Below are 23504 nucleotides of genomic sequence, written 5' to 3' on the forward strand. Positions count from 1 at the left end.
CCGTCAGGCAGGCGCGCGTCAGGCGAACAAGCGAACACTCACAAGCGATGAAGGAGAAAAACATGGGCAGGGATGTGCGGGGAAGATGGAGTAAGGGGCTGGCAGCGCTGTCGTTATGGGTCACAGTCGGGGCAGCACACGCCCAGTCGTCGGTGTCCCTCTACGGGCTGGCCGATGCATTTGCCGGGGTGGTGCGGATGCCCGGTGCGGCGGGCAACGCGTGGGAAGTTGGCTCGGGAGGGCTCTCGACATCGTATTGGGGCATGTCGGGCGCTGAGGATCTGGGTGGTGGCCTGAAGGCAATCTTTACCCTTGAGAGCTTTTACCGGATCAGCGGTGGGCAGTCAGGAGCGTACGACGGGCAGTCATTCTTTGGGCGCAGGGCGTTTGTTGGCTTGAGCGGGCAATTTGGTCAACTGACGCTGGGGCGTAATGATTCACTGCTGTTCGTCTCCACGCTGCTGTTCAACCCGTTCGGCAACTCGTTCGTCTTCTCCCCCATGGTGGTCCACACATTTCTGGGTTCCGCGATGGGCGCTGCGTCGGTGCAAAGCGATACGGCAATTGACGACTCGATTGTCTACCAGACGCCCGAGGTTGGCGGTCTGACAGGAAGTGTCCTGTACAGCAATGCGGGCATCGCGGGCCACGCCGGGCAGGCGAACTACAGTGCGAACGTGCTCTACTTCGCGGGGCCGTTCTCTGCGACCGCCGCAGTCCAGAGCCTTCACACTGGGTCGCTTTTCCTGAACGGCGCTACGGAGCAGACGGCGTGGCTGGCCGGAGCGGCGTATCGCCTGCAGGCAGTGAAGCTCTATCTCCAGTACGAAAGGGTGACCAACAACGATGACCTCACCGACGATACCGTTCAGGTGGGGGCGAGCGCCCAGGTTGGCACGGGGAGCATACTGGTGTCCTGGGCGGGAACGCTCCGGCGGCCTGCCCAGGGCACGGATATCCGTTGGTCGACTGTGGTGCTCGGATATGACTATCCGCTCTCGAAACGCACAGACGTTTACGCCGCGTGTCGGTACGACACCATGACCCGTGTGTCGTCAGGCAACAGCCTGGGTGCGGGCATCAGGATGAAGTTCTAGCTGGGCCGGTCCATCAGGTTTGCATGGTCGGAGGAGTCGGATTGCCGCAAGATCGTATGCCCGCGACGACATTCGGCGGGTTGATACATCGTGGTCCTCGAGAACGGGGCAGATGACGCCGCGGTTTCCAGTAGCGCGCGCCGTACCGCCTCGCCCTCGTGCCGTGACAGCAGTCGGAGCATGACAAAAAATCTCTGGCGCGCATGCCGCGCAGCGAACACGTCGAAACCAGGGCGTGAAGTGTGTCGCTGGCATTTTCCTCCGTGGCGCCCCTGAATTACCTCGGACGAACTCGCTTCAACGGCTCCGCGGGTCTGCGACGCAGGGCCTCATATAGCCGTGTGACGGATTCCATGCCGGTGTGCTCACTCGCCTGCTGGCGGAACAATGCATCAGATGTCGTCGTCCTCGATGTGGCTTCCGGGCATGTACCCTATCAGGCTAAACATTGCCTGAAATTCGTGCCCGTAGTCTTCGCACACGTATTCCTAGTGTTCCGTTCCGCTGATCCGCGTACCAAGTCTTTGTAGCTTTGCGAGGATGGAGTCAGCGGAAGCGGTCCACATGAATGGTTTGCAGTTTTCGTTGTAGTGGGAAACGAACTGATCGATACGTGTGATCAGTTGTTTGACTGAGCCAAACGAGCCCCTGCGGATGGCCTTGTCGGTGATCAGCGCAAAGAAGCGTTCGACCTGGTTGAGCCACGAACTGTAGGTAGGAATGAAATGCATGTGCCAGCGGGGCTTTGCTGCCAGCCACGCCTTGACCTTGGGATGCTTGTGACTGCCATAGTTGTCCACGATGCAGTGCACGTCGAGCTCAGCCGGTACGGCCTTGTCGATTTCGCGCAGAAACGACAGGAATTCCTGATGCCGATGACGCGGCTTGCAGGTGGCGAGCACTGCGCCATTGAGTACGTTCAGGGCGGCGAACAGTGTCGTGGTGCCGTGGCGAACGTAGTCGTGCGTGACGCCTTCGACGTAGCCGAAGCCCATCGGCAGCATGGGTTGCGTGCGTTCGAGCGCCTGACACTGGCTCTTCTCGTCCACGCACAGTACCAATGCGTTCTCGGGCGGGCTCAGGTACAGGCCGACCACGTCGCGCAGTTTCTCGCTGAAGAATTGATCGGTCGAAAGCTTGAAGCTTTCGCTGCGATGCGGTTGCAGACCCAGCAGCTTGAAGTAACGGTGCACACTCGTCGGCGAGATAGCCGTTTCGGCGGCGATCGTGCGCACGCTCCAGTGCGTGGAGCCATCCGCTGGCTTTGTGTGCAGGGTCTTGTGAATCAGTTGAGCCAGCCGCTCATCGTCAATCGTGCGCGGCTTGCCGGGACGTACTTCGTCATACAGCCCGTTGATGCGATGCTCCAGGAACCGGATACGCCACTTGCCCACCGTGGCACGCGTGAGCTGAAGACGCTGGGCAATTGCGCTGTTGGGCTCCCCGGCAGCGGCAGCCAGCACGATGCGCGCACGCGTGACCAGCGCCGCCGAAATCGAGCGCGAACGCGCTATCGAAGTCAGTTGGGAACGCTCATCTTCACTCAACACCAGTTCGGCCTTCGGTCGTCCCATGGGCATGCCGGTATCTCCCGTTCCGTTGATACCAGCATGCTACGTGAACATAGATTAGTTAACAACAGAACGGAACACTAGTAGACGGTGTACGCGCCGACAGCACAAGCCCCCATCGTTACGTGCAACGAGTCGCAGCCCGGACAGAGCACGACGCCATCTTCAACGGTATGCCTTCGCCATTCATCGGAAGACCGCATGACCGTCTCTCCTGGTTGACGCGACTGGTACTACGCTTGCCGAGATTACCACCGTACGTCTGGTGTTGACCATTCTATGCTCCACATTCGTGTGATTGATTGCGATGATCACCGTCGTCAATAGCTGATGTGTTTCGCCTCGCCCGTATGTCGTTCGGCCTGCTCCGACGGGAGCTTCCCGTCGATAAGACGGGTTTGGAAGTCGGACTCGACCGCTGCTTGAATGCCCCCATGTACCGGCAACGCCAGGCCGGCATCTTTTCTTGGGGGAAGGCCATGTCAATTGCGAACAGTGATGCGCACAGGATCCTGCGCCGCCGGCAGGTCGAAGAGAGAACTGGGCTGTCGCGCTCAACGATTTACCGCCGCATGCAGGCGGGAACATTTCCCCCGGCCATACCGCTGGGCGGCCGCTTGGTGGGGTGGCGTGCGGGGGACATTGAACAGTTTCTGGAGAGTCCGGCGCGTTACCGGGCGCCTGCACGAGAGCGCGACGACGACGTGGGGGGCGCGCCATGAGTCGCGATCTCGCTTCGGCACCACTTGCCCGGCGGCTGGAGAACTGGGGTAACGCATCGCGCGGTGCCTTCGATCCGGTCGATGCGGCGCGGATTACGAAGGCCTGGCGCACGCTCCATCTCCGACATCGCGACATGCTGCGCATGGTCTATCTTTGGCATGCGCGTCGGGAAGTGGTCTGCCGGCGGCTGTGTATTCCGCGGCGCCCGGCGCAATGCTTTGACCTGGAACTTGCGGCCGCACGCGCAGCGCTGGCACGTGCCCTCGCCGGGGATTGTGGCCATCCCCTCCGGGAGGACGAACAATAGTTCGCGCCTTCGTTCGGCTGTAGTTCATGTGGTGCTGTTCCGCAGTGCGTGAGCAGTGCGGCCGCTACAGACAGCTTGCAGTTGAACATCGCTATCTGAATTTTTTTGGGAACACGTGGGAACACCTGGGAACACGTGAGTAAATGGAGCGGTAGCGGAGCGCCCGAGGGCTCTTGCATTGTGCCGCGTACTCGCCTAGATTGAAGCCAACAATCTGATCCGGTCAACGTGCCACGCACGACCGAGTACGCGTTAGCGGCCCCGCAGTTTCGATGTCTGTGCGACGACGTGGTGTGCCGTGACGCATTCGCAAAAAGCCTGCATCTGCAGGCTTTTCCGTTTTCTGGTGCTGATGCAATGATCCCCCGTTAAGCCCGCGGTCAGCCTCTTCGGCGCCGCGGGTTCCTTTTTTCTTCGCAGGTTCATCGACAGCGGGTGCGGCTGAGGACGATGAACCATGAAATCGCTTCTGATCATTTCGGCGAAGGGCAGTTCGGGCAGGACGACCCTCACCTGTCTGCTCGCCCGCCACCTGCAGTGCACCTGTCACTGGCGGGTGCTGGTACTGGACCTGGCCGAGCCGCCGCGCTGCGCGCACCTGCTCGCGCGCTGCCGCTCCGACGCGATCGTGTCCGGCAACCGGGCGCCCGCGCCGCAGGAGGGCCCCCGATCCTCATCGGGTGGCCGCATACACGTGCTCAACGCCGACGCCATCGACGGTCTGCAGTCGCCCGACGATCCCGCCCGTACGCGCTATTACGCCAACCTGCGTCAGCTGCTGTCCGTGGTGACACCGTGGTTCGATGTCTGTCTGATCGACGCTCCCGTCTTGCCTGACCTGCGTGCCGTCTGTGCCGAGGCTCTCGTGGACGCAGTGGTGAGCCCCGTAGCCGTGTCGCCCGGATGCATCGGCTGCGCCTCGGAGGTCATCAACGGCAAGTACGGGGTTCGGAACGTCCGGGCGCGACTGAATCCGGCGCTGCACTTTGTCGGGCTTATGCCAGTCGTGGCCGCTCCTGCGTCACTGGACGAGGCGTGGGCGAGGGTGATGGAGACGACGCTGCGTGAGTGGTTGATCGCGGACCCGGCATCTCCTCACGGATACGTGTATCTGCCGCACCTGACGTCCGTCTGGCGTGTCGAGCATCCCGCCCTGGCGCGTGGCCAGTCTCCAGCACAGGATGGAGATGTGCCTGAAAACAGCCGGGCGCTGGCCGCGTGTCTCGATGCGCTCACGCACCGGCTCGATGCGATCCGGGACGTCGCCACGCCTGCCGCCCACCACGCTGAGGTGTGCGATGCATAACGCTGCCGTCGCAACGGACATTGCCGTCGCCGGTCGAGGGCTGCTGCGGGCGCTGCGCCGCTGGTCGGTCGTCTTTGCCGCATTCCTCGGCACATCGATCCTGGTGCCCGGCACAGCCCATGCCGACGACTGGGGCTGCCAGGTGATCCTGTGCCTTTCCAGTCCCGGCGGCCCTGAACAGTACGGCGAGTGTGTCCCGCCGATCGAGAAGCTGTGGGCCGCTTTGCGGCACGGTGATCCTTTTCCGACGTGCGATTTCGGAGCGGGTGGCTCGCAGGGGACTTCGGCCGTGAACATGTTTGCCAGTGCGGGGTACTGCCGCGAGGACCTGCTGTACCGGGGCGGCTCCGAGCAGAGTGAGCTGTTGTGCAATGCGCGCGGTGCAATCAGCGTCGAGATCGACGGCTCGCTGTACACACGTGTGTGGTGGGACGCGAGAGGTGCAGACCGTACGATCACGGAGTTCTACGGGGCTGGTGGTACGGCGATCCCGTACGACCCGACACAGTCGGCCCGCCTCTTTCTGGAGCGCGAGTACGAAAGCTCGGGCGGTCAGGGTGGTGGCGAATGATTCCGCTCGCCGCATTCCTAGTCCTGGCTCAGCAGTGCGCGCCTGCCGTGGCGCCCGCCACGATGGCCGCAGTCGTGCCGGTCGAGTCAGGCTTCAACCCGTACGCGATCGGGGTGGTGCATGGCCGTCTCGAGCGGCAACCAGTGAACCTTGGTGAAGCCGTAGCGACAGCACGCGCGCTGGATGCCGCCGGGTGGAATTACAGCGCGGGTCTCGCACAGGTGAACCGGTCGAACTGGATCCGTTTCGGCCTGACCCCGGAGACGGTCTTCGATCCATGCCGGAATCTCGCCGCCGGCGCAGCGATCCTCCTGGAGTGCTTCGAGCGCGCGAAACAGGCACAAACGCGGGCAAATGCACGGACCCACGCCCAGGCGCAAGACGCGTTGCGCGCGGGGCTCTCGTGCTACGCGAGCGGCGACTTTTCCAGCGGGTTCCGTACGGGCTATGTGCAGCGGGTCGTCGCTCAGGCTGCACGGCCCGATCCGGTGGTTCCGGCGATTGCCACCGATGTTTCGCCCATTCCCGTCATTCCCTCCCGACCGGAGGCGGCGCGATCTGACCCGTCCCGTGGTCGCGCTGGCCTCGGGTCCCCCACGGGCGGTAGGACGGACCAGAAGGCCGGACAGGCAGACGACATGACACAGGAAAGCGCTGTGGTGTTCTGAGAAAGCAGGGACAACGTGTGTGACAGGAGCAATCCATGAAATCAGGACTACATATCAAATACAGACGGATTTCACCGCAGTTTCGGACACGTGGATCGGCGCGACATGCCTGGCACAGCCTCGCGATTGTGCCCATGGTGATGCTGACGGTGACACCGGCCTACGCGCAGCTCTCGCAGGTCAACACGTTGCTCACGACGATCCAGACCACGCTCCTTAGCGTGGGCGCGGTGGTGTGCTCGATCTCGATCATCTGGGCGGGCTTCAAGATGATGTTCCAGCACGCGCGCTTTGGCGACATTGCCAACGTGTTCATCGGCGGCCTGTTCGTGGGCTGCGCCACGGTGATCGCGGCGATGCTGATTCCGACGAGCTGATGCGGAGGCGCACATGAATCCGCGCGTGAATCCACTCAGGGATCCAGTTTTCAAGGGCTGCACGCGACCCGCGATGCTCTGGGGTGTGCCGCTCGTGCCGTTCCTCATGGTCGGCGGCGGCATCCTGATCCCCGCGATCTGGGCGCTGCTTGCGAGTCCGCCGGTGGGTGTCGGCATCGTGCTGCTCCTCATCCCCGTCTTCGTGACGATGCGCTCGATCACGCGCCATGACGACCAGCGTCTGGCGCAGTGTGCCCTGTGCGCTCGCATGGCAATCCGCCAGCGCAACCGTCGTTTCTGGGGCGCGCACGCCTACGTGCCGGTTCGCGTCAAGAGGAGGGGCTGACATGAGCGCGCAGCCGCAATTCATCGACGTGGCCGAACGTGAGGTGGTGCTCGCGGACTTCGTGCCGTTTTCGTCGCACGTGAATGATTACGTGATCCGCACGCGCGAAGGGGACTATCTGCGTGTCTGGAAGATCGCCGGCATTGCCTTCGAGGCTGCTGATCCGGGCGACATCCTCGTGCGTCACGAAGGATTCAACCAGCTCGTGCGCAGCCTGCCAGGCGGGCACGTCGGGCTGTGGTCGCACAGGATCCGCCGGCGCGTGACCGACCACTTCGCCACGCCGTACGGCAACCGGTTCTGCCAGGAACTCGCGACGCGCTACTACGCGAGCTTTGCCGGCTACCGGATGATGGCCAACGAACTCTTCCTGACGCTCGTATACCGGCCGCGCCGCACGCGCCTGGGACGTCTTTTCAGCCAGGCGGCGCGGCGTACCTCCGATGATATCCGGCGGGACCAGCATGAGGCCCTGAAGGTGATGGCGGAGCTTGCCGCGCAGGTCGAATCCGGCCTTAAGCCGTGGGATCCGGCGGCGCTTGGCGTCTACAGGAAGCAGGTCCGCTACACGCGGCGTCCTGTCCGGTTCTCCGCGGCGCTGGAGTTCCTGGGCTATCTCATTAACGCCGCATGGGAGCCCGTGCCGGTGCCATCTGGCCGCATTGCCGAGGCATTGCCGACGTCGCGGCTTTTCTTCCACACCGAGAAGGTTGAGATTCGGATGCCGGGGGCAACGCGTTATGCGGCGCTGCTGGACCTGAAGGACTACCCGGAAGAAACCGAGCCCGGGATGCTTGATGGTCTGCTCTACGGTGACTTCGAGTACATCGAGACGCAGAGCTTCACGATCCTCGACCGTCCCACAGCGAAAGAGGCACTCGAACGTCAGCGCAACCAGATGATTGCAGGCGAGGACGTGGCAGTCTCGCAGGTTCAGGCAATGGACCAGGCGCTGGACGATCTGATCAATGGTGATTTCGTCCTCGGTGAGTATCACTATTCGCTCGCCGTGCTCGGTGACCGCCCGGACGAAGTCGCGCGGCACGTAGCGAAGGCGCGCACGCAGCTTGCGGACGTGGGCTTCCAGACGGCGCGGGTCGATCTGGTAGCGGACGCAGCCTGGTTCGCGCAGTTGCCTGGTAACTGGCGCTACCGGCCCCGGGAGGCAAAGCTCACCTCGCGCAACTTCTGCGGGCTCGCGAGCCTGCACAACTTCGCGACCGGCAAGCGCGACGGCAATCCGTGGGGCGAGGCGATCACGATCGTGAAGACGCCGAGTGGCCAGCCCCTGTACCTGAACTTCCATGCGACGCCGGAAAAGAAGGAGTCTGCTGACGAGAAGGCACTCGCCAACACGCAGATCATCGGGCAGGCCGGTGCCGGCAAGACGGTTCTGGAACTGTTCCTGCTGGCGATGGCGATGAAGTATGGCCTCACCGGCGTCGTCTACGACAAGGACCGGGGCACCGAGATCGCGATCCGGGCGATGGGAGGTCGTTACACGGTGTTTCGACGGGGTGTCCCGACGGGACTCAATCCGTTTCAGCTCGATCCGGACGAGGCGGTGCTGGACTTCTGGGAGCGGCTGGTGCGCCGTCTGGTCGACACAGGCACGCTGCTGTCGGCGAAGGACGAACTCGACATATCACGGGCGGTCCGAGAAGTCTCCCGCATGGAGCGCCCGCTGCGGCGCCTGTCGATGGTCCGGCAACTGCTCCCGGCCGTGGGCGAAAACAGCCTGCATGCACGCCTCACGAAGTGGTGCGCGGGCGGGCGGCTCGGGTGGGTACTGGACAACCCGTCGGACCTGCTGGACTTCAGCCACAACCAGCTATTCGGCTTCGACGATACGGAGCTACTCGACGACCCGGAGGTGTCGACACCGGTCACGATGTACCTGCTGCAGCTGACCGAAAGCCTGATCGACGGGCGCCGCCTTGTCTATGTGATGACCGAATTCTGGAAGCGCCTGGGCGATCCGGTCTTCACGGATTTCGCAAAGGACAAGCAGAAGACGATCCGCAAGCAGAATGGTCTGGGTATTTTCGATACGCAGTCCCCGGCCGATGTGCTGCGTAGCGACATCGCGCGGGCGCTGGTCGAGCAGACCGCGACGTTCTTCTTCCTGCCGAATCCGCGCGCCGATTACGACGACTACGTGCATGGTTTCAAGCTGACCGAGGCCGAATTCAACATCGTCCGCTCACTCGGCGAGAACAGCCGCCTGTTCCTTGTGAAGCAGGGCCACCGTGCGGCCATCGGCAGGCTGGATCTCGCCGGGCTCGGCGACGTGCTCGACGTCCTGTCGGGGACGACGGACAACGTCGAACTGCTCGACGGGATCCGTGCCGAGGTGGGCGACGATCCCGGTGTGTGGCTCCCCGTGTTTCATGAGCGGCTGGCGAAGCGTCGTGCGACCGGGGGCGCCCTGAATGCACCGACCCCGCGTGTGTCGAGGAGGGCAGCACGATGAGCGGCCTTTTCGCTGCAGTCGGCGGCACGCTCGAGAACGGCATGTCAACGTATGTCACGAGCGTGTCCTCAGCCCTGTCCAGCGCGCTGGTACCTGTTGTCACGACGGCCCTGTCGATCTGGATCCTCACGTACGGGTTCGCCGTAGTACGCGGCGAGGCCCATGAGTCGGTACCTGCATTCGCGTGGCGTGGCCTGAAGATGGCCATCATGCTTGCCTTTGCGCTCGGCGCGGGTATTTACCAGTCCCAGGTCGTCACGGTAGTCGAAGGCGCGACGACGGGCCTCGCCCAGACGATCCAGACGGCGGCGGCCAATGCCGGTGCAGGCAACGCGGGCTGCGGAACGGTGAGTGGCACCAGCGTGACAGGCACGAGTGCATCCGCCATTTACCAGACCCTTGACTGCTACGACCGGCAGATCGACATCGTGATGGATGCCTACTTCGACAAGGCGACGCACGAAGGCCTGAGTATCAGTGGCTTTGTTGCCGGCATCGGTGATCTGGTCGGCGGGTTCCTCGTAGGGCTGGGGGGAGCCATTTTCCTGATGGTCCTGGCCTTCGAGGTCACGATGGCGAGGATGCTGCTGGATCTGGTGCTCGGTCTTGGACCTCTGTTCATTGCCTGTGGCGCATTCGGCCCAACCGCCCGATTCTTCGAGGCGTGGACCGCGAAGATTGCCAACTATGCGCTGCTGCAGATCCTCATCGCAGCATTTCTTGGCATGGCACTCACGGCGTTCTCAGCCGACCTCGTGCCGTTCAACGTCACCACTTCATCGCCAGACGCGAACGCTTCGGCGCTATCAGCAGCGGGCCAGGCTGTACTGACCGCCATTGCGCCGTGGGGGGCTGCATTCGGTCTGTTTATCACGTCCCTGCTGCTGGCAACCATCGGCTGGCAGTTGCCGGCTGTCGCCTCGGGGCTCGCTGGCGGTGCCACGCTGTCCGGGTTTGGTGCCTTCGTCGCCGGATTTGCGTCACGCGGTGCGGTTCGGGGCCTGGGCTCGCTCGTGAGTCTTGGGCACGGTCCGAGTCGGCCCGGCGGAAAGATTTCGGACGGCGGCGCGAGAGATCGCTCGATACCCGCCTACCAGCGTGTCGCCCGCGAGCACCTCGGCGACCAGGACAACTCAGGAGGGTCACCATCATGATCAGGTTACTGATGCAAACCGGTCTTGTCCCCGTTGCAGCGGCGGTGCTGACCGTCGCAACGATGCCGCTGGCCCGTGCGCAGGGCATTCCGGTCTACGACGCGCAAAACGTAGTTCAGGCCATTGCGACGGTCGGGCAACTGAAACAGGAAGTGCAGCAGGAACTCCAGCTGTACCAGTCCCTCAGCGGTACGCGCGGCTTCGGCGCACTGATGAGCAATCCGGTCCTGTCGAACTCGCTGCCGTCGAACTGGCAGTCAGTCTACACGGCGATCCAGAACGGTGGATATGCGGGTCTGACGGGCACCGCGCAGACGCTGCGCTCGGCGAGCGAAATTTACAACTGCGAGGACCAGCGCGGCATTGACCTGCAGGTCTGCCAGCGCGCGCTGAACAAGCCGTTTCAGGACAAGGCCTTCGGCACGCAGGCGTATCAGACGGAGCTCCAGGAACTCGACCAGATCCAGGGCCTGATGCAGCAGATCGATGTGACCCAGGACCAGAAAGGCATCGGGGAACTGCAGGCGCGCATCCAGATTGAGAGCACGGCGGTTGGCAATGAAATGACGAAGCTGCAGCTTTTCAGGATGCTCGCAGATTCCGAGGACCGGCTGATTGCCGAGCAGCAGCAGGAGCTTGTGCTCAAGCGCGCCGGCAATACCGCACGGCTGCAGGACCAGATGGTGCCTGCGGCCTTTGGTAACTGAGTTCGGAAACTGGGGAGGCTGACATGATCCGTTCTGTTGTGGCCATCATTACCATTCAATTAGTTTTACTGATTAATGGCTGCTCGGGAAGCCCGCCCAAACCTGTCCTACCAGACGGCTTGCACCGTTTTCCAGTGAACCGCGTAGCACCGGTTCCCCCGTCCGATGGAGGCGGTCATGAGCAGTGAGCGTGACTCCCGTGAATCACATGACTATCGCCGCGCACTCGATTTCGAGGTGTCGGTCACGCACCTGCAGGAGCGCTCGGAGCGTCGTGCGTGGCACGTGGCCATGGGCTCCGTTGTGGTCGCGATCCTGTGTGCTGTCGCACTGGCCGTGATGGTCCCGTTCTACCGGGTGGTGCCGCTGCCGATCGAGGTCGACCGTCTGACCGGTGAAGCACAGATGATCGACGTGCTCGACGCGAAGCAGATGCACATGCGGGACATCGAGGACAAGCACTGGGTGGAAGTCTACGTGCGCTCGCGCGAGCGCTACGACTGGGGCCTGCTGCAGATGGACTACGACCGCGTGCTCGACATGAGCGACGACCGGGTCGCGCGCGACTACCGGTCGATCTACAGCGGCCCCGACGCGCTGGACCGGCAGCTCGGGGCGAACACGCAGCGGCGCATCCGCATCCTCTCGACGACGCTCGTGCCGGACGAACCCGGCCGTGCTGTCGTGCATATCGAACGCACGACCTGGAAGAACGGCATCGATAACGCGGAGCCGCCGCAGCGCTTCGTCATCACGCTCGCTTTCACATACCGGCCGTCCGTCTTCACGCGGGAGCGCACGGCCATCGAGAATCCCTTCGGCTTCAGGGTGACGGCGTATAGCCGCGATCCCGAATACACCCCTGCGGCGGCGTCGCCGACATTGTCACCTGCTGCGGGAGGTGCGCCATGAGACTGAACACACTGGTGAGGGCCGCCGCGCTGGTGACCGGGCTGGCAGGGGGATGCGCCGGCGCCTTTGCCTACGACGTGCCTGGCTGGTCGGGTGACTCGCGCGTACGGCAGGTCGTGTACCGGCAGGACGAGGTGGTGCGGGTCATCGCGCAACGCGGCTTCGCCACGCACATTGCGCTGGATCCGTCCGAGCACATCCTCGTCGTAGCCCCGGGCGACCGGGACGGATGGCAGGTGGTCGCAAACCGCGGCGACCACGACGTCTACCTCAAGCCGCAGCGTGCTGCGCACGACACGAACCTCGAAATCCGGACGGACCGGCACAGCTACAGCTTCGACCTGGTCGCACTGCCGCTGAAGGCCCGTTTCGGCAACGACGACGAGATGTACCGCATCACGTTCGTCTATCCGGACACACAGGCGGTGAAGACAAAGGCCGCAGACGACGCCGCCCTCGTGCGCCAGCGTCTCGACCAGGCGCCGGCGGTGCGCAACACGGCTTACTCGATGCAGGTGATGCCGCACTCGGAGGATATCGCGCCGACGGCGGCATGGGATGACGGGCGCTTCACCTACATCCGCATTCCGAACAACCGCCGCATTCCGGCGATCTTCCGCGTCGCCGATGACAGCAGCGAAAGCGTGGTTGACCGGCACATGGAAGACGACGTGATCGTCGTGCACGAGGTGGCCCGGCGCTTCGTCCTGCGCCTCGGTGACGAGGTAGTCGGTCTGTGGAACGACGCGTTCGATGTGGACGGCGTGCCACCGGCGGATGGTACGACGGTCAGCGGTGTGAAGCGTGTCTTGCGGAGCGACGGTCATGAATGAAGAAACGTCGCGCAATGTTATTGCGCCTGATACTGACCCGGCGAAGGTCACCGATACCATAAACGGTGACCTTGCGAACCAGCCGATCGATCGCGGCATGCCGGAACTGGGGCAGCAGGGTGGCCGAGCCCGTGCCTGGTGGCTTGCGCCGCTGGTCATCGTGGCTCTCGTGATCGGTGGAGCGGCCTGGACGATCCACGGGTTTCTTGTGCGGCACGATGCGGCGGAGAAGGCCAGACGGGATGCCGTACAGGGTCAGCCGTCCCAGGGACGGGTGTTCGGCGACGGGAACCCACCGGCATCGGCTGCTGCCGCCGCAACCAGCCCGGCGGGAGCAGCCGCCGTTGCGTCGGCTCCCGCTGCGGTATCGACGCGGCAGGCACCCGTACACACTGCACCAGCTCGCAGCTACTACGACGCACCGCTACTCGCCACCGGAGGTACGGGCGCAGGCAATGGCCCTGCCGACGAAGGGGCAGGCCCGACGGCATCTGCGCCAGGCGTTTCGCCAGGAGCGACTGTCGTATCCGGCAGCCAGTCTCAGGGAAGCGGTCCTTTGGCCCAGGCATTGACGCCGACGGTGACGTCCAAAGTGCGCGCGGGCTTTCTCGGCAATCGCAGCCTGATCCTCGCGGAAGGCGCCAAGATCGACTGCGCAGGCGATACGGCATTTGATTCGACCCAGGCGGGTATCTCGACCTGCACGGTGACGAAGAACGTCTATTCGGATGACGGCCGTGTCGTGCTGATCGAGCGCGGCTCGCAGATTAACAGCGAGTACCGCTCGAACCTGGCGCCCGGACAGAAGCGGGTATTCATCCTGTCGGCACGCATCAAGACCCCCGAAGGTGTGACCGTCGAGATCGATTCTCCCGCGGCGGACGCGCTGGGGCGCATCGGCGTGAGCGGCTACGTGAACAATCACTGGGGCGAGCGTATCGGCGCGGCCATGCTGCTTGGCATGACGCAGGATGCGATCGGGTATCTCGCGACGCGTGGCGGCAACAGCAACGGCTCGGTCGTATTCGAGAACACGCAGCAGCAGGGCAATGACATGGCCTCGCGCGTGCTTGACAGCACGATCAACATTCCGCCCACACTGACACAGAACCAGGGGGCCGAGTTCGCGATTATCGTTGCCCGGGATCTGGACTTCAGTCCGGTCTACGCGCTGGAGCCAGGGGGTACGCGATGAACGCGTCGGCCCATATCCTGAGCGAAGCGCCGGTACCGGCCGACGGCCTGCTGCCGAGGCTGGCAGAGGATGCTTCGGTGCGCGAGCTGATGCGCCCACTCGCGGGGCTGCTCGCAGACCCGGCGCTCACGGAGCTGGTGATCAACCGGCCGCAGCGCGTGCTGACCGAAACCCATCTCGGATGGCAGGCACACGACTGTGCGGACCTCGACTTCGAGCGCCTGATGTCATTCGCGGTGGCGATCGCCACCCTCACGAACCAGGAGGTCTCGGCGCTGCATCCGGTGCTCTCCGCGCTGCTGCCCGGTGATGCGCGCGTCCAGATCGTGATCCCGCCGGTGGTGCCGCCGCGTACCGTATCGGTGACGATCCGCCGTCCGTCGTCGCGCGAGAAGACACTCGACGCCTACGGCAACGAGGGCCTGTTCGCGCAGACCACGTGGCACCGCCCGGCTGGACTCGATGAGGCAATGCCGGCACTGCGTCAACTGGATCGTGATCTCGCCAGGTGCCTCGAAGCGCGCGAGTTCCCTGCGTTCTTCGAGCGGGCGGTGCGCGGCCGGCTGAACCTTGTGATCGCGGGCAGTACGGGCTCGGGCAAGACGAGCTTCATGAAGACGCTGTGCCGGTCCATCCCGGCTACTGAACGCATCGTGACGATCGAGGATGTGCGCGAGCTCTTTATCCATCACATCGAGAACTGCGTCCACCTGATTTACAGCAAGGGTGGCCACGGCCACGCACGGGTGACACCTGCGGATCTGATCGCAAGCTCGATGCGCATGCGCCCTGATCGAGTGCTGCTCGCCGAACTGCGAGGCAGCGAAGCGTACGACTTCCTGAAGCTGCTGACGACCGGGCACTCCGGTTCGATCACGAGCTATCACGCGTCCAGCGCATCGGTCGCCATCGAGCGGTTCTCGCTGATGGCGAAGGAACATCCCGAAGCCGCCACATGGGACGACGTCGCACTGCGTCGGCTGCTCTTCATGACGATCGACGTGGTGGCGCACATGGAGGCCACCGCACTCTTCGATGAATCTGGCGCTCAGACCGGCCGACGCTGGTCGATGACGGAGGTCTGGTTCGATCCGCTGCGCCGCCATCAGACGGACTATCACGCGGATTTCCGGTGAAGGGGTAACAGGCCATGGACATCGGAAAGGGAACTGCAACGGGACGGTCGACCAGCAAGGCGATCGGCTACCACGTGATGCTTGTGCTGGTCACGCTTGCGGTCATGGCCGCTGCGGCGGCCGGGCTGACGCTTGCCCTCTGGCTGGCTTCGTTTTTCTTCGTCGCGAGTCAGCACGTCAACCCGCTTCATGCCGGGTTTCATGCGTGGCCGGATGCGGCGATGGCCTGGTACGACGGACACCTGCCGAAGCAGGGGCGGCGGCTCGCCGGGGCCGCGCTGTTCGGCCTGCTGCTGGCGTTCGGCGCGCCCGCGCTCGGCGTTTACACGCTTCTGGAACAGTCCAGGCGCCGGCGCCTCTACGGCAGCGCGCGGTTCGCAAACGAGGCGGACATCCGCCGGGCAGGACTGCTATGAACACGAGGGCGACTTCAGGCGCGTACAGCGACCCGCCGCTGGTCGTGGGCATCTGGCGTGGCCGCTATCTGCGGTTCACCGGGCAGCAGTTCGTGCTGCTCGCAGCGCCGGCCCGTTCGGGCAAGGGTGTGGGCATCGTGGTGCCCAATCTGCTCAGCTACCCGGATTCGGTGATTGTGCTCGATATCAAGCAGGAGAACTTCAATCTCACTGCGGGATTCCGACGTGCGCACGGGCACGATGTGTACCTGTTCAACCCGTTTGCGGAGGACGGCCGTACGCACCGGTATAACCCGCTGTCGGCGATCCCGGACAGCGTATTCCGCGTTGGCGACATCCTGGCGATTGGCTACGCGCTGTATCCGGTCGGCGGTCACGACGACTTCTGGAAGGACCAGGCACGCAACCTCTTTCTCGGTATCGTGCTGCTGCTGTGCGAGTGGCGCGATGTGCGTCGCACCGGCAACACCGATGTGCCCGACTACCCGGTGACGATGGGTGAGGTACTGCGGCAGTCATCGGGAAACGGCATGCCCGTCAAGGCATACCTGCAGCAGGCGCTGTTGCAGAACCGGCGGCTGCTCAGTGGCGCGTGCGCCGACGCGCTCAACCGCTTTCTCGCGAACGACGACAAGGTGCTCGCCAGCATCCTCGCGACGTTCAATGCGCCGCTCACGATCTGGGCCAATCCGATTGTCGACGCCGCGACGAGTGCCAGCGACTTCGACCCACGTAACGTCCGGAAGCGCCGCATGTCGGTCTATATTGGCATTACACCGGACCATCTGACGGAGGCCGCGCTCCTGGTGAACCTCGTGTTCTCGCAGGTTGTCAACCTGAACACGAAGGAACTGCCGCAGGACAACCCGGAGCTGAAGTACCAGTGCCTGCTTTTGATGGACGAACTCACGTCGGTCGGCAAGATCCACATCATCGCCCGCGCTGTCGCCTATATGGCGGGATACAACCTGAGGCTGCTCTCGATCGTGCAGTCGGTGTCGCAGCTTGAGTCGGTCTATGGCCGGGCGGATGCCAGGACGTTCGTCACCAATCACGCGATGCAGATCATCTACGCGCCGCGTGAGCAGAAGGACGCGAACGAATACTCGGAGATGCTCGGTACCTTCACAGACCGCTCGCGCAGCGTGAGCCGATCGAACGCGATCTTCGGCGGTCGCGGCGGGTCGAGCGAGAGTTTCTCCGAGCAGCGCCGGCCGCTGCTGCTGCCACAGGAACTCAAGGAGCTCGGGCGGGACAGCGAAATCATCCTGCTCGAAAACACGAAGCCGATCCTGGCGGAGCGGATCTGCTACTGGCGTGATCCCGTTTTCACGTCACGCCTGGTGGCTGCGCCAGCAATTCCAGCGATGGATCTCGTGCGTTTCATCACCCAGGTCGAGCGGCGGGTGAGGGATGTGCAACCGGACGACGTGGACGAAGCCGGTGTGATGCACATTCCCCCTGAGTATCTGGAAGTGCTGCAGGCCTGGGATCCGCGCGACCTGCCGCGGGATCTCAACGACGTGAGTGACGAAGAGGCGGCCGCCTACGTCGAGCGACATTTCATGCTGCTGGGTGTGCCAGCTACGCGCGTTGCCATGGCGGCGCGGCGGCTGTCGCCGACCGATCTCGACGTCGCGGAGTTGCGACCCACTGAAAGGGCGCCTGGGCGCAAGACCAGGCGCGCCTCCGGCGCACCGCGTACGCCACGTGGGCGAGCGGCATCGCGCACGGCTGACGGCTCGAACGTCGTGCCGCTTCACGGAGAACGCCGATGAATGCCCAATACCTGAGCGAAGAAGAACGCGCCCGTGCGGCACTCGCCATGATCCCTGCCGGGGACTACATGACGTGGGTCGATATGGCGTTCGCGCTCAAGCAGGGATTTGGCGAAGCGGGCTTCGACATCTGGGACGAGTGGAGCCGAACCGCCCACAACTACAGCGAGCGTGCGGCGCGGGTGACGTGGCGCTCGGCTGGCGAGTCAGGCGGCAAGACGCTTGCCTCTCTCTTCTGGCTCGCACAGCAGCACGGTTTCGATGTCAGGGGCTCGCGCGCAGCGATGGATCCTGCGGAGCGGCTGCGCGTGTCGCCGCCCCGTCAATCCGTGGACGGGGCGGGGCAGGACGGCAGGGTCGAGGCTCGCGTGCGCGCGCAACAGGCTGCGGTCGCGCGGGAGGCGCTGGCAATCTGGAAGTGGGCGCGGCCGGTGAGCCCCGGACATCCGTATCTCGGACGCAAGCAGGTGAGGGCCGTTCCGACGCTGCGCGAGCTGGAGGCCGAAGAGTTGCACGCGCTGCTCGGATACGCGCCGCGTAGTGCCGAAGAGCTGCTCACGGGCCGCGTGCTGGTCGTGCCGGTCCGCATCGGCGACACCCTCTCGACGCTGGAACTGATCGATGCCGAAGGGCGCAAGTCGGCTCTCGCAGGTGGCGCGAAGTCGGGCGGCTACTGGGTGGTGGAACCAGACCGGTTCCGTGATGGCGCCGTGACGCCCATCCTGATCGCCGAAGGCGTGGCAACGGCGCTGGCAGCATGGCAGTCGACCGGCTGGTTCAGCGTCGCCGCACTGTCGAGCGGCAACCTGAGGCCGGTGGCGGCGATGTGGCGCGGCCGGTACCCGGAAGCGGAGATGCTGGTGCTCGCCGATCTCGGTGCCGGGTATGAGCATGCGAAGCAGGCCGCGCTCAGCACGTCATCGCTGCTGGCCGAGCCACGCTTCGCGTCGCAGGCACGGATTGCCGGCGAGGTGCCGACTGATTTCGACGACATGGCGGTGCTCTCCGGGCCCGGTGTCGTTGGTGAGATTTTACGGGAGTCGCTGTACGGAGCACCGCAACGGGATGTAGCCGACGGACAGGCCGTGGTTGCACAGGGATCGGACGGCGCACTGAAGGAAGATCATGCACTGAAGGAGGACCATGCAATGGGCAATGTGAAAGAGAAACTCGTGGGAGATGGAGAGGTTTCCGGTCGGCACCGTACTTCGCGTCGTCGGGCCGGCCATCAGGATGCGCTGGAACCGACGCGGCAGGAGAGCACGGCATCGGCACCAGAGCCGGCAACTGCCCAGGCACAGTCGCAGCCGCCGGACCCGGACCGGCGGGAAGTGGATGCGTCGAAGCCAGCTCCCGCACCGGAGCGCGGCGTGGACGCGTCGGCGCGCCGGCAGGTGGGCGAACCACTGTACGGACTGGACGAGGTACCAGGCGAGATCAGGGCACTCGCGCAGCACCGCTTCGGCGCGCAGATCCGTATGGCGACGCCCCGCGAGAACGGTGGCCCGTACCGCGGTGAGGTGTTCAACACGGAGCACTATCTGATCCAGGAGGTGTCCACGCGTAGCGTTGTGTTCCATGAGAAGTCGGACATGGAGTTCGTCTCGGACCGGCTGCGGTGGATGGACGAGAACCAGCGCCTCAATGGGGCGGAGGTGCAGGTCGGCTACGACGGCGCACGGGCGAAAGTGTATCCGTGGGACCGTGCGCGCGACCAGCTCGAGCGCACGGTGGCATCGCTGAAGAAGTCTGCCCGCGAGGTGGGTTTCGGAAACGACCTCGACGCAACTCTTGACCAGCTGCAGGCCACGTCGTGGACCCGGGTGAGGGAAGCACGGGCTGCGGCACTCGCGCAGTCGAAAGAGCGCACCGGCCGCGAGCAGGAGCAGGGACAGGGGCAGCAACGCTGAGCGTGCGACGCTCTGCCCGCCAGTGCAGTGATCAGAGGGAGATCCATGATGGATGAAACCGCAACTTCTTCCGGCCCGCATGCCGACGAACCTGTCATCAACGTGATCGAGCCGGACCCGCCACCCATCCCGGATCCGCAGGGCGGGGCCGCGGGCGCGAGGCGTTTCGATCAGACCGCGGCCGACGCACTGGCCGCGCGCCGGCGCCGCGAGTTCGATGCAGCGCGGGCGCGGCTGCGCGATCAGGCCATCCAGGCGGACGCCCCGTCGCAGGCCACTGTACGGCAACCGGCGTCTCAGGCGGCGTCCCGTGGCACCGACGACGCATCCGCAACGCGCTGGGCACCGCTGGGCAGTCCGCCGGAGACGGTGCGCAAGCGCTACCTGCGGGCGGGCAACCAGTATTTCCTGAAGGATGCGCCGCATCAGCTCGCGTTCGAGGACATCGGCCGGTATCTGGTCACAGAGCACAACCGGCCCGATGTCGTCGAGTCGATGGTCGACATGGCCCGTGCGAAGGCCTGGGGGCGGATCCGGGTGTCGGGTCACGAGCAGTTCCGGCGAGAGGTGTGGGTACAGGCAACGCTGCTCGGCATCGAGGTGAGCGGATACGAGCCGAAGGCAGTCGACTTCGCCCGTCTGGCCGAAGGCCGCCGTGACCGGATGACGAACCGCATCGACGTGATGGAAACGACCGCGGCCGCGCAGGATCCTGCGAATCGACCAGAAGCGCCCGAGGTGGCGCCTGGCCCCACCGAATCACAGGCGGCGCAACCGACGAGGCGCGATGCTCCCCGGCAGCCAGAGGCTCGTGCGCTGGCTCCGCCCGCGCCGGCGGAGCCGCCCCGAACCGCTCCAGCCTCCGAAACGGGGCCGCGCGTTGCCGAGTCCGAGGGACAGGAGCGGCAGCGCTATATGGGCGAACTGGTCGAGCATGGCGGTGCGCCATATCAGCACAATCCTGCGCGCAGCGATTCGTATTACGTCGTCTATCGCGATACTGGTGGTGCGGACCATGTTGTCTGGGGTGTGGATCTGGAACGGGCCGTGGCGGACTCCGGCGTGCTCGCCGGACAGCAGGTCATGCTCGAAAACCTTGGCCGGCGTCTCGTGACAGTGAAGGTCCCGGTTCTCGACGCGACGGGAAACGTGATCGGCGAAGCGGAAAGTGAGGTCTATCGCAATACCTGGCAGGTCGATGTCGTGGGACAGGAGCGGACACCGTCGCGCCCTAGGGCGACAGAGAGACAGGGCGAAGCCGGAAGAAGTGAAGCTGCTGTGCCGGCGACGCCCGAAGAGGCGCAGACCGCCCGTCGGCGCGAGCCTTCCATCGCGTCTCCCGGGGAGCGCGTCGTGCAGATGGCGGTGCTGACCGCCGCGATGCGGCAGCAAGGTTTCAGCGAGCGATCCATTGCACGCGTGCAGCAGCGCGCGCAACGGCTGCTGAGCGCGCTCGAGTCCGAGGGTGTCACGGTTCCACGACCGCACGTATTCGATCCCGAGGCGCCCTCTACGCGCAGCCGCCGGACCCGCACGGCTACGGAGCGCGTCCCGAGCCGTGAGGTAGAGCGTGGCCCGACAGAACCCGCGCCACCGTCTCTGTAGGAGCACAGGCATGCCCACACGTGCGCGACTGTGTGTGGATCTTGGGCGAGCGAAATCACGTTGGGAGGCATGGTGTGCGCTTCATGGCGTAACGGCGGCCGACGCTGTCCGGCAACTGGTCCACGGTGTGCTGAGCCAGGGCGAGTCGCAAGACGGGGTGCCTGTGTCCGGGCATCTTCGCCTTCCGGTCGACGGGCATCGCGAACGCATCGAGATCCGTCTCACCCAGGAAGAACTCGAAGTGGCCAGACGACGTGCATTGACTGGTGGAATGAATGTCAATCGCTGGATGGTTGCGGTGATCCGCGCGCAGCTCGTGCATGAGCCGCAACTGGGCGAGCGCGAGATGCGACTGCTTGCAGACTCGAACCAGCATCTGGCCACGATCGTGACGCTGCTCGGACGGTTGCAGGCGCACGGTGGCGCGCGCGAGGCGGGGCGCGTGCTTGAGGACACGCGTGCCGTGATTGATACGCACCTGCGCACGGTCATGCAGGTGCTGCGCGCCAACCTCGATCGCTGGAGCCGCTAGCATGTCGTTCCCGAAAACCTGGGTCGACCAGATGCTGCTGAACTGGGGAGACCGGCTCTTTCATGATGCGCTACGGCATGTGCGTGCACCGCGCATGTCACGCGGCGAACTGCAACGCGATGTACGACGCATGCGCGAGCAGCTTGCCCGCACGCTCAGGCGTACCCCGGAGGTGATGGTCAAGATCACGAACAAGGCGTCCGGCGCACAGGGCATGGGCGCAGTGCGCCGTCATCTGCGCTACATCTCGCGTAACGGGAGGGTCGAGCTCGAGGATCAGGACGGGACGACCATGCTCGGCCGTGAGGCACTGGACGATCTGACGGATGCATGGCACCTCGGTGGCTGGGGTATCCCGGAAGAAAGCCGCAGGCGGGAAGTGTTCAACGTGCTGCTCTCGATGCCGCCCGGCACAGACCGGCAGGCGGTACGCAACGCCGCGCGCGCGTTCGCGGCGGAGGAATTCGGCGACGGCAGGCGGTACGTCTTTGCCGTGCACGATGACGAGGCGCATCCGCACGTGCATCTGACGGTCCAGGTACGCGGATCGGACGGAAAGCGGCTCAATCCGCGAAAGCAGGATCTGCAGCGCTGGCGCGAGCGGTTTGCAAGGCAGTTGCGCGAGCACGGTGTCGAAGCCAATGCGACGCACCGACTAGCCAGGGGCGAGACGCGCCGCCATCCGAAACAGGCCGTCGTACACATGGTTGCACGTGGTGATGCACCACTTTACTGGCGGCCGGAGCTCGACGACTACGCACGCCTTGCCTTGTGGGACGCGCACGCCGGTGCGCTCGAAGCGTGGCAGGGCGTGGCGCATGCAATGGCTGGCTCGCAGAGTTCGGACGATCGCGGCCTGGCGGCAGTGGTCATGGACTTCGTTCAGACTATGCCGGTGCAGCACGAAGGGCCATCGGTGGAGCGTAACGGGCGACACGAACAGCGACGGCGTCGCAAACCAGTTCACGCGCAGGGGTTGCGTCACGCAGGCCGTAGTGAAGGGCAACGGGAACTGTTTCCGGATGAGCCGGATGCCGGGGTGGAGCGCTAGGCAGAGGAGGCCGTGATGGCGATGCCGATCATTCCGTGGATAGGTGGCAAGCGGCGGCTCGCGGACGTGCTCATTCAGCGCTTTCCGCCGCATACTTGTTACGTGGAGGTGTTTGCCGGTGCGGCCGCATTGTTTTTCATGCGGCCGCCCGCCGAGGTAGAAGTCCTAAATGATGTTAATGATGGTCTGATTAACTTGTACCGCGTCGTGCAGCATCATCTGGAGGAGTTCGTGAGGCAATTCAAGTGGGCGTTGAGCAGCCGGGAGGTGTTCCGGTAGCTGAGCGATACGCCACCGCATACGCTCACTGACATCCAGCGTGCCGCGCGGTTTTACTACCAGCAGCAGAACTGCTTCCGCGGACGCGTGGAAGGGCTCACGTTCGGCACGGCGACGACCTCGCCACCCGGGCTCAATCTTCTGCGTCTCGAAGAGACGCTATCTGCGGCACATCTTCGGCTGTCGGGCGCCTACATCGAAAAACTGGACTGGCAGACATGCGTGACCCGGTACGATCGGCCGCACACATTCTTCTATCTCGACCCGCCATACTGGCAGATAGAGGGCTACGGTGTGCCCTTCGAATTCGGACAGGATGAACGAATGGCAGCCGCGTCGAGGGGGCTGCAGGGGCGTGCGATCCTTACGCTAATGATCACGCAGCATTTCACGATCTGTTCGCAGGCTTTGACAGAGAGCGAGTTGAACTGGCGTATACCGTTGGCGGTCCGGCCAACACCGTTATGCACGGAGAGCTGATCATCTATAGCTTGGATAGAGCGGAGGACCCTGCGGGGCTGTTCTGAGGCGGAAGGTGATGTCCACGGGAACTTATC

22 protein-coding genes and 1 pseudogene are annotated in these 23504 nt (G+C 64.3%); 22 read left to right on the top strand and 1 reads right to left on the bottom strand.

From position 1 onward, the window contains the following. The first annotated feature begins 62 nt into the window (after positions 1-62). Positions 63-1097 carry a porin gene (locus BFE01S_RS04175; RefSeq protein WP_028200436.1) on the top strand — a complete coding sequence of 345 codons (1035 nt, stop codon included), beginning with the start codon at positions 63-65 and terminating at the stop codon, positions 1095-1097. 488 nt (positions 1098-1585) lie between these two features. On the opposite strand, the gene BFE01S_RS04185 is transcribed toward BFE01S_RS04175, so the two are convergent. Next, positions 1586-2677 (bottom strand): IS630 family transposase, encoded by a 1092-nt coding sequence (locus BFE01S_RS04185; protein WP_028224514.1) that lies wholly within the window; start codon positions 2675-2677, stop codon positions 1586-1588. A gap of 470 nt (positions 2678-3147) precedes the next feature. On the opposite strand from BFE01S_RS04185, the gene BFE01S_RS04190 reads away from it, so the two are divergent. The 21 genes and pseudogenes from BFE01S_RS04190 (at position 3148) to BFE01S_RS37295 (ending at position 23474) form a co-directional block, all read left to right on the top strand. After that, entirely contained in the window at positions 3148-3390 is a 243-nt protein-coding gene (locus BFE01S_RS04190) for a helix-turn-helix transcriptional regulator (protein ID WP_028200434.1), read from the top strand. Then, positions 3387-3698, top strand: a complete 312-nt coding sequence (locus tag BFE01S_RS42525) for a hypothetical protein (protein ID WP_025496123.1) — start codon at positions 3387-3389, stop codon at positions 3696-3698. Before BFE01S_RS04190 ends, BFE01S_RS42525 begins: the two co-directional genes overlap by 4 nt. Before the next feature lie 457 nt (positions 3699-4155). Then, entirely contained in the window at positions 4156-5004 is an 849-nt protein-coding gene (locus tag BFE01S_RS04200) for a ParA family protein (protein ID WP_028200433.1), read from the top strand. Beyond that, positions 4997-5575 (top strand): hypothetical protein, encoded by a 579-nt coding sequence (locus BFE01S_RS04205; RefSeq protein WP_028200432.1) that lies wholly within the window; start codon positions 4997-4999, stop codon positions 5573-5575. Before BFE01S_RS04200 ends, BFE01S_RS04205 begins: the two co-directional genes overlap by 8 nt. Continuing rightward, positions 5572-6243: a lytic transglycosylase domain-containing protein gene (locus BFE01S_RS04210; RefSeq protein WP_025496127.1), complete on the top strand. Its 672-nt coding sequence runs from the start codon at positions 5572-5574 to the stop codon at positions 6241-6243. The genes BFE01S_RS04205 and BFE01S_RS04210 overlap by 4 nt, the downstream gene beginning before the upstream one ends. A gap of 35 nt (positions 6244-6278) precedes the next feature. Beyond that, entirely contained in the window at positions 6279-6620 is a 342-nt protein-coding gene (locus tag BFE01S_RS04215) for a TrbC/VirB2 family protein (protein WP_028224515.1), read from the top strand. Positions 6621-6633: 13 nt separating this feature from the next. Next, positions 6634-6966 (top strand): type IV secretion system protein VirB3, encoded by a 333-nt coding sequence (locus BFE01S_RS04220; protein ID WP_028200431.1) that lies wholly within the window; start codon positions 6634-6636, stop codon positions 6964-6966. A gap of 1 nt (position 6967) precedes the next feature. Next, positions 6968-9439, top strand: coding sequence for a VirB4 family type IV secretion/conjugal transfer ATPase (locus BFE01S_RS04225; protein ID WP_028200430.1), 2472 nt, complete (start codon positions 6968-6970; stop codon positions 9437-9439). After that, the gene (locus tag BFE01S_RS04230; protein ID WP_028200429.1) at positions 9436-10593 is read left to right on the top strand and encodes a type IV secretion system protein; all 1158 of its coding nucleotides are present in this window, start codon (positions 9436-9438) and stop codon (positions 10591-10593) included. Before BFE01S_RS04225 ends, BFE01S_RS04230 begins: the two co-directional genes overlap by 4 nt. Positions 10594-10655: 62 nt before the next feature. Continuing rightward, positions 10656-11300: a type IV secretion system protein gene (locus BFE01S_RS04235; RefSeq protein ID WP_245621034.1), complete on the top strand. Its 645-nt coding sequence runs from the start codon at positions 10656-10658 to the stop codon at positions 11298-11300. Positions 11301-11477: 177 nt separating this feature from the next. Beyond that, entirely contained in the window at positions 11478-12212 is a 735-nt protein-coding gene (locus BFE01S_RS04240; RefSeq protein WP_028224516.1) for a virB8 family protein, read from the top strand. Beyond that, positions 12209-13045 carry a TrbG/VirB9 family P-type conjugative transfer protein gene (locus BFE01S_RS04245; protein WP_030101808.1) on the top strand — a complete coding sequence of 279 codons (837 nt, stop codon included), beginning with the start codon at positions 12209-12211 and terminating at the stop codon, positions 13043-13045. Before BFE01S_RS04240 ends, BFE01S_RS04245 begins: the two co-directional genes overlap by 4 nt. Continuing rightward, a complete protein-coding gene (virB10, locus tag BFE01S_RS04250; RefSeq protein ID WP_028200425.1) occupies positions 13038-14240 on the top strand; it encodes a type IV secretion system protein VirB10 in 1203 nt (400 codons plus the stop codon). The genes BFE01S_RS04245 and virB10 overlap by 8 nt, the downstream gene beginning before the upstream one ends. After that, on the top strand, positions 14237-15376 hold the full coding sequence (gene virB11 / locus BFE01S_RS04255; RefSeq protein WP_028224517.1) for a P-type DNA transfer ATPase VirB11: 1140 nt from the start codon (positions 14237-14239) through the stop codon (positions 15374-15376). Before virB10 ends, virB11 begins: the two co-directional genes overlap by 4 nt. A 14-nt stretch (positions 15377-15390) precedes the next feature. After that, entirely contained in the window at positions 15391-15792 is a 402-nt protein-coding gene (locus BFE01S_RS04260) for a hypothetical protein (RefSeq protein WP_028200423.1), read from the top strand. Continuing rightward, entirely contained in the window at positions 15789-17570 is a 1782-nt protein-coding gene (locus tag BFE01S_RS04265) for a type IV secretory system conjugative DNA transfer family protein (protein WP_028224518.1), read from the top strand. Before BFE01S_RS04260 ends, BFE01S_RS04265 begins: the two co-directional genes overlap by 4 nt. Further along, positions 17567-19480 carry a PriCT-2 domain-containing protein gene (locus tag BFE01S_RS04270; RefSeq protein WP_028224519.1) on the top strand — a complete coding sequence of 638 codons (1914 nt, stop codon included), beginning with the start codon at positions 17567-17569 and terminating at the stop codon, positions 19478-19480. Before BFE01S_RS04265 ends, BFE01S_RS04270 begins: the two co-directional genes overlap by 4 nt. Before the next feature lie 45 nt (positions 19481-19525). Beyond that, positions 19526-21085, top strand: coding sequence for an LPD7 domain-containing protein (locus BFE01S_RS04275; RefSeq protein WP_028224520.1), 1560 nt, complete (start codon positions 19526-19528; stop codon positions 21083-21085). 10 nt (positions 21086-21095) lie between these two features. Next, positions 21096-21617, top strand: coding sequence for a hypothetical protein (locus BFE01S_RS04280; protein ID WP_028200418.1), 522 nt, complete (start codon positions 21096-21098; stop codon positions 21615-21617). Between the two features lies 1 nt (position 21618). Further along, entirely contained in the window at positions 21619-22668 is a 1050-nt protein-coding gene (locus tag BFE01S_RS04285) for a relaxase/mobilization nuclease domain-containing protein (RefSeq protein WP_028224521.1), read from the top strand. Positions 22669-22683: 15 nt separating this feature from the next. Beyond that, positions 22684-23474, top strand: a pseudogene (locus BFE01S_RS37295) (DNA adenine methylase). Positions 23475-23504 lie beyond the last annotated feature (30 nt).

The sequence above is a fragment of the Paraburkholderia ferrariae NBRC 106233 genome (genome assembly GCF_000685035.1).
Taxonomy (GTDB): Bacteria; Pseudomonadota; Gammaproteobacteria; order Burkholderiales; family Burkholderiaceae; genus Paraburkholderia; species Paraburkholderia ferrariae.